Annotated in this window: 4 protein-coding genes and 1 pseudogene; all 5 read left to right on the plus strand. The window is 55.4% G+C overall.

Going from position 1 to position 7,843, the window contains the following annotated elements; all coding sequences use genetic code 11:
• Positions 1-339: 339 nt before the first annotated feature.
• Positions 340-486 (plus strand): annotated as a pseudogene (locus BLT75_RS24235) (IS5/IS1182 family transposase); the annotation flags it as partial.
• Positions 487-738: 252 nt separating this feature from the next.
• Positions 739-2,094: an IS1380 family transposase gene (locus tag BLT75_RS23255; protein WP_093037973.1), complete on the plus strand. Its 1,356-nt coding sequence runs from the start codon at positions 739-741 to the stop codon at positions 2,092-2,094.
• Positions 2,095-2,364: 270 nt separating this feature from the next.
• Positions 2,365-5,022 carry a calcium-binding protein gene (locus tag BLT75_RS23260; RefSeq protein ID WP_093037976.1) on the plus strand — a complete coding sequence of 886 codons (2,658 nt, stop codon included), beginning with the start codon at positions 2,365-2,367 and terminating at the stop codon, positions 5,020-5,022.
• A gap of 112 nt (positions 5,023-5,134) precedes the next feature.
• Entirely contained in the window at positions 5,135-5,869 is a 735-nt protein-coding gene (locus tag BLT75_RS23270) for a hypothetical protein (protein ID WP_143028659.1), read from the plus strand.
• 726 nt (positions 5,870-6,595) lie between these two features.
• Positions 6,596-7,843, plus strand: a 1,248-nt coding sequence (locus BLT75_RS24550; RefSeq protein WP_483880121.1) for a calcium-binding protein, incomplete at its 3' end; no start/stop codon positions are given.

Consider the following 7,843-nt stretch of genomic DNA (forward strand, 5'->3'; position numbering starts at 1 on the left):
GCCGACCTGTCCGCCAACCACCTGGCCGATGTCGGCGGCAATGCGGTGATCACCGACGGGCTGGGCAACTCGCTGACCATCAGCGGCGTGCTGAGTTCGGGATTGACTGCCGACGACTTCATCTTCTGACGCATAAGGGCGGGGGCCGAAATGCGGCTGGGGGTCAACCGAGTAGGGGGTAGGGAAAAATTGCGCGCTTCAATTTGCTGCTCCACTCCCGCGCGGGCGGGCGGTTTGCAAATCTGTTGGCACCAGTATTATTTTTTTCATAATTAGGGCGTTGTTGCACAAATCAGCTGAGGGATTCACCGCATGAATCCAGCATGATAGCTGGATGGTATGAGCAATTGGGCCCCTACGAGGTACAAGACCACGAACTGGTCGGCTTACAATGGAGCGTTGAAGCGGCGCGGATCGCTTTCGATCTGGTTTGATCCAGAGATGACCTGGCGGCCACCATCGACAGGCAAGCGTGGCCGACAACCGTCACCGTGCCCGTAGAGTAAATCCGTCCGGGGAAAGGGGAAGTCCGCCCCTTGGCTGATTTATGCAACAACGCCGCCTGATCATGCCCTCAGGCCATCCGGGAAATTACACTACCTTGACGGACGTGACCGAGGATCGCCATATCGGTTCGTTCTCAACCCGCATTCCCCAAGTAGGTTGCTGATTTCGCTGTCCTGACCTTCCTATTTCCCATATAAATCATGGTGTTGACGGCATATCGGGGCGCATTTCATGGATCACCCATTGGGTGCGGGTTCAGACCGGGGTGATCGGGTGGATTTCGACGCTCGCGTGCGGTTGGAGTTCCGGGGTGCGCAGATCAGTTCGGACGGCGGCCTTCTGGTGATGCGAGAGCTCGATGACGCGCTGGGGCTGTCCGGTCTGGCGTCGGCGGCGCTGCGCGACACCCGCCGAGGCAAGAACACCGTACACCAGCTCGACGGGCTGTTCCGGCAATCGGTCTATGGGCGGCTGGCCGGATACGAAGATGTCAACGATGCTGACCGGCTGGCCCTCGATCCGGTCATGCGTCAGGTCGTGGGTGGCCGGGCTGTCGGTGCGCAGGCGGCCTCGGCTTCCCAGATGGGGCGGTTCGAGACCGAGACGCTTGCCTTGGCTGAGAACCGGGCGGCGCTGGCCGATCTGAATGGCCAATGGATTGACCGGTTCCATGACCGCAACGGGCTGAAGTTCATCGTGCTGGACATGGACAGTTCCGTGAGCCCCACCCACGGTAATCAAGAAGGCGCCGCCTGGAACGGGCATTTTGAGTGCAGCTGCTATCACCCGAACTTCCTCTTCAATCAGTTTGGCATGTTGGAACGCTGTGCCCTGCGCAACGGCAATGTCCACAGCGCCGATGGCTGGCGGGACGTCCTTGATCCGGTGATCGCCCGCTATGCTGGCCGCGACCTTGGGGGCCGCTTCTTTCGGGCGGACGCTGCCTATGCGATCCCCGCGCTCTATGCGCGGCTGGAAGAAGCGGGCTATTTCTACGCCATCCGATTGCCCGCCAACAACGTCCTGCGCGAGAAGATCGCGCATCGGCTTACGCGCCCCGTGGGGCGTCCGTCGCTGACCAAGGTCAAACGCTTCCACGAGGACTTCGAGTATCAGGCGGCGTCCTGGGAAAAGCCGCGCCGCGTCATCGCCAAGATCGAATGGCACCCGGGCGAGCTGTTCCCCAAAGTCGGCTTCATCGTCACCAACCTGCCGATGGAGCCGGATTGGGTGGCGCGGTTCTATAACCAGCGCAGCACCGCCGAGCAGCACATCAAGGAGGGCAAATACGCCTTCCACTGGACCCGGCTGTCATGCCGTCGGTTCCGCGACAACGAGGTGCGGCTGCATTTGCACGCGCTGGCCTACAACCTGGCCACCTTCTTGCGCTGCATCGAGCTGCCCGAGGCCATGGCCGACTGGTCGTTGACCAGCCTGCAACTGAAGCTGATCAAGATCGGAGCCCGCGTCGTCCGCCACGCCCGCGCCATCACCTTCCAGCTGGCCGAGGTCGCCGTCACCGGCCCGATGGTGCGCGCTATCCTCGCCGCCATCCACCGACTTCGGGCGCCTCCGTCATGCGCGTGACCGCAATGCAGGCCAAAACTGAACGAAAGCGGCAGGACAGGTCTGTCCACCGCGCCGAAGAACGCTACCGCCGGGCAAGGAAGTTGCGGCTTCGCGGCCCAATCCACCCAGTTCCAGCCGTCTGCGCGACCGCCGACGCCGCTCGGGGCGAAAAACGCTTGTCCCGCGGGCAGTCTCAGGCAATCTTGACATCAGACGGCAGGCCACTTGGAGAATGTCGGTTGAAATCTACAAAATACCAGCGGACTATCCAGCACAAGGAAGAAATGCATGTCTTTTCCGGCAGTTCCAGTGGGATCAGAAATTGTATTTGGAAATACAAGCTTCAATCGCGCCGAACAAACAGTAATTGGGTTCGGAGAAGATGGTTTCAACGTTTTTTGGCTTGAGGGGTCGTATCCAAACTATACGAGATTGACCCAATCGTTCGATTTAAATGGTACCCCACTGTCGGCCCCCGTAGAAATTGGTGGGGGGCAATTTGAATCCCTATCAAGCGGTAATTTTGTTAGACTTTTCCAACAGGGCGATTCTTTATACTTTCAGATATTTTCAAGAGACGGGCACCTTTTGGTAGACGAAACCAGAGTAGGCAATTTTGATTCTAGTCGTAGTTACGAGATTTCATCCAATTCAAGTGGATTCGCGGTGGTTTATCAAAATCGTGTTTTGGTTTCCGAACCAAATGAATATCCAGAATATGAGACTGTAACAATTGCTAGTCTGTTTTCCAACGGTGGCGATCTGCAGCAGGAATTGGAGTTGCAAGATGTACAAACTGAATACAGTTATTCAGGGTTCGTGGATATTGAGTACCTAGACAACCAGGAAATATACTCCGTTTTTGAAATCTACCAACACAGTGACGGAAGGAGTCAAGAATGGCGGACTGAGATTTTTCACCATGATGCAAATGGCATCCTGCAAGGCAGAAGTGCTCTTCAAGGTTGGCAACACAGAGACGCCGATTTGGAGGTCTTGAGTGATGGTTCGATTGCGGTTGCGTATTCTCAAATATTTGTGAGGGGTACTTCTTCGCAAGGGCCGAGACTGGCTGTTCAATTATTTGACCAAGAATTTAACTCTTTGCAACATCGTTACTTTTGGCCGCAAACTTATGAGATATCCGGTGGACTTCTTGCATTTGAAGACAACGAACTTATAACTTTCTACAATGGGTCTATGGACTTTTCAGGGCTCTGGGGCGGCAGTTTTGACACCCAATTGAGTACAATTGGTGACAGTTATGTTGTTCATGCGGGTGGATTTCTCGAAGCCGCGGCGAGTTCCAGTTCTTCTACCATTCTTACAGATGAACGATTTGTTGTTTCTTGGTTTGACTCTCGATCTGGAGACATCAGTTTTCAAATTTTTGCTCGAAATGGTATCCCGCAGGGAGAAGTAGCAATTATTGGAAATCCCGTTGTTGGAAATTTACTGCGGGCCGATTTCAGCCTAGTTTCCGATCCCGATGGAATTTCTCCAGAAACGTCCCAAGTCTTTTGGACCAGAAACGGAACTATAATACCGGGCCAAGTATCACCAACTTACACCGTCTCCCTACAGGATGTGGGGGCCAGCATTTCTGCAATCTACACTTATATTGATGGCAATGGCGTTCAAGAAAGTGTTGAAAGCGCTCCTACAGGGTTGGTGACCCCACCCGGATCGATCATACATGGCACACCAGAGAATGACACTCTGATAGGTTTGTCTGGGCCAGACAGTATCTTAGGATATGAGGGACACGACTTCCTAAACGGCCTGGATGGCAACGATACAATTGTCGGCGGCAGCGGAAATGACACGACCTACTCCGGAAATGGGCATGATTTGGCCTATGGCGACGACGGCAATGATGAAATTTGGGGTGGTTATGGCAATGACACGATTTATGGCGGGGTAGGCAATGACTATTTGGGGGCGGCAGACGGCAACGACTTAATTGATGCAGGTTCTGGCAGGGATACCGTCTATGGCGGTACTGGGAACGATAGTCTGTTGGGCGGTGACGGATCGGACGAGTTGTGGGGTTACACTGGCTCGAACACCATTGATGCAGGCGCAGGAAATGATCAGTTAGGTGGAAACGTCGACCCTGATATTCTTTACGGCGGATCGGGGGCAGATACATTATTCGGGTCTGGGGGCAACGACACTCTTTACGCAAATCAGGAAAACGATGAGGTTTGGGGTGGTGCAGGTGATGATATTGTTTTCGCGGGGTATGGAGATGATACCGCCTATGGTGGTCAGGGAAACGATACGCTCTATGGCGAAGATGGTCACGACCTTTTGGCGGGCGACGCTGGCAATGACTACATATCTGGCGCTGCCGGAAACGACACTTTGATTGGCGGTGAAGGCGACGACTCCGTTTTCGGAGGGTATGACCACGACTCCATCTCTGGCGACTTAGGGTCAGACGAGTTGTACGGTAATGAAGGCGACGACACTCTTCGGGGTGAAGACGGCAACGATTCACTTTTTGCCAGTACAGGAAATGATTTGTTGTATGGGGGCAGCGGCAACGATGATCTTTGGGGAGGTGAAGGGGATGACACGATATTCGGTAATGACGGCAACGACCAATTAGGGGGTGGCTCGGGAAATGACATTCTGGACGGTGGGTCCGGAAATGACATTTTGTTCTCCTCCAGTGGCATTTGTGAAATGACCGGGGGCCTGGGTGCGGACGTCTTTTTCTTCAAATTCGGCATGTTGATCGTCAATGACTTTTCAGCTTCCGAAAACGACCGGATCGACATGACCGAGGTTGCGAATATTCCTGACTTCAATAGCCTTTTTATTGGCGGTCATGTGACACAAGAGCAAAATGGCACGACAATCGATGACCACAGTGGAAATACGGTTTTCCTAGCCGGTGTAAATATGGCTGACCTGACTCCGGAAGATTTCATTTTCTGAGAAGATGCGGGCGTGCGACTTCGACGGCAAGCGACGGTTACATTCACCGTCTTTTGCGCCACAGTTCCAACAGTCCCAGCGCGCCCCGTTTCTCGGGTTCTGACTTTGTATTGTGGTCTTCGATGAACTTGATCGACTTTTGCATCCGGGTGTCGGTCTCGTTATCGCCGAACGAACCCATCATGAACGCATCGGTCGCGGCCTCGTGACCAACAATCTTTTCAACACCTCGCAACAGGAAACAAGCGAACAGCGCGTCGGCTATTTCCTCACCGGGCCATTGCAGGGGTTTGCCCCGTTACATCCTTGGCTGCCGGCCTCGCATTTTCTTAACGATTCGAAGGCGAGCTTCCGAACGATTGTTGAGGTGCTCGACCGTTACGGGTTCCATTTCGTCAATGCTGCCCAGTTTTCCGACACCAAGTGGACCACGATCTGCAATGCGCTTCGGACCAAGAACGACTACGACACCCGCTTCTACGCCGCATGGCATACCCCAATCCAAGAAGCTTTCGTTCTCGAAGAACGGCGCCCGGGGCGGAGCGTCATATCCATCGACTTCAACGCGATGTACCCGGCTTGCATGCAAGAGAGCTTTCCGGACCCTAGCGCGTTACGCCATGTGTATTATGGAAGGGACCTCTCGCCGCATGAGACGTTACCGATCGGGCTGTATCGCTGCGTACTTAACGGGCCAGCGTCGGAGTTGATTGCGAGGCATAATCCCTCAAGTGGAAATAATACGTGGCCCCAAGAAAAATTACTGGAAAAAGCCTCCATGAAGCGCCAGACTGCAATCCAGCCGGAGCACCAGCTCCAGCGAAGGCGTTTGTCAAATGTTCTTTAATAAATAATAACAGAGGGTTGTGTTATGTCAGGTGATGAAGCTGGTCAGGGTTTTGCGCTTGACGCACCGGATGGCATACTCGGTTCGTCCGATTTTTTTTCATACGTAGCAGACAATACATACGGCTATATCGCTAATGGTAGTCTCCAGATTGGAACAGATGACTACGATGGATATAGGGTTACTTTGGATATCGGGTCAACCTATACCATTGTAGCCGATGACGCGACCTCTCTGTTTGGAGGATTGACACCTGGTCGTGTATCTTTTGAGCTGCGTACGGCAAGTGGAAGCTTCATAGCAAATTCATTTAACTCTGGCGGTTTCGATGGATTAACTTTCACAGCGCTCGAATCAACCTATATAATAAACGTTCATTCGGAATTCGACGGATATTACAGCGTTCGAATTGGGAATAACTCTGTAAGTGAGGTCAACCCGATTGGACAAGATATTCTCCTGGGTGTTACTTACAGTGGTGCCTTGGATTTTGCCTCTGACGTCGACAAATTTTCAGCAACCCTCGAAGGCGGGAGAACTTATCAACTCGATATAATTGGTGCTCCAGGGGATATGTTTGCATCAATTGAAAATACCTCTCTTCGTGTTTTGGACTTCGCAGTACTTGGATCTGGCGGGTCCTTTGTCTTCGTTCCAAGTATCAGTGGTATTTATACACTCAACCTTTCGTCGAACTCTTTCACGCAAACAGGTGCATACCAGTTAATGGTAAACCCTGTTAACATCCTTCCGTCAGGCAATGTCGTGATCTCGGGCACAGCACGGCAAGGCGAAACACTGACCGCGGATGCCTCTGGCGTTACGGACGCGGATGGGATTGATATGTCGTCCGTTGCCTACCAATGGCTGCGTGGCGGCACGCCGATGTCTGGCGCAACGGCTTCCACGTATGAGTTGTCCCAGGACGATGTGGGCGCGGCGATCTCGGTCCGTTTTTCTTATACCGACAGTTTCGGTGCCCGCGAGAGTATAACCAGCGCGGCGACCGCGGCCGTCCAGAACGTGAACGATGCCCCGACCGGGGGCGTGTCGGTGCAAGGCACCGCCACCCAGGGTGCGACCCTGACCGCGGATGCCTCGACGCTGGCGGATGCCGACGGGCTGGGCACGCTGGCTTACCAGTGGCAGCGCGACGGCGCGGCCATCCCGAACGCCACGGGGACCACCTATACCCTGACCCAGGCCGATGTCGGGGCCGCGATCTCCGTCGTGGTGTCCTATACCGATGGTCAGGGGGCCGAAGAAAGCTTGACCAGCCCTTCCTTGAACGTTCCCACTCCGGCCGGAATCACATTCACCGGCACGGAAGGCAACGATACATTCTTTGGCGCCGTGGGGGATGACACGATTGTCGGCAACGGCGGGGATGATCTCCTGAGTGGCGGTCTGCACAACGACAGTGTTGCGGGCGGCCCCGGACATGACACCCTTTACGGCGGCCCTGGCCTGGACACGATTGTAGGCGGGTTTGGCGACGACCTGCTCGGCGGTGGGGACCACAACGACCTGCTGCTGGCGGGCGCAGGCGCCGATCAGGCCTATGGCGCAGCGGGCGACGACACGATCATGGGCGGCGATGGCAGCGACACGCTGGGCGGCGCGGGTGGCAATGACGAGATCCATGGCGAGGAGGGCGACGACGGGCTCTGGGGCTCGTTCGGGGACGATACCATCGAAGGCGGCGCGGGAAGCGACACGCTGGGCGGATCGACCGGCAACGACAGCCTGTCGGGCGGCGGCGATGCCGACGAGCTCTGGGGCGCGATCGGGGCCGACACGCTCGACGGCGGCGCCGGAAACGACACGCTGGGCGGTGCGGACGGGGCCGACAGCCTGTCGGGCGGCGCCGGCGACGACGAGCTCTGGGGCGCCGACGACAACGACACGCTCGACGGCGGCGACGGCAATGACCAGATCGGCGCAGGCCAGGGCAATGACGTTCTGAACGGCGGG

Origin of the sequence: Ruegeria marina (assembly GCF_900101475.1) — a bacterium.
In the GTDB taxonomy this organism is placed as follows: domain Bacteria; phylum Pseudomonadota; class Alphaproteobacteria; order Rhodobacterales; family Rhodobacteraceae; genus Ruegeria_B; species Ruegeria_B marina.

Excerpts from the sequence above, each read along its gene's own strand:
- BLT75_RS23255 (WP_093037973.1), top strand. The coding sequence starts at position 739 with ATGGATCACCCATTGGGTGCGGGTTCAGACCGGGGTGATCGGGTGGAT.
- BLT75_RS23260 (WP_093037976.1), top strand. The coding sequence starts at position 2,365 with ATGTCTTTTCCGGCAGTTCCAGTGGGATCAGAAATTGTATTTGGAAAT.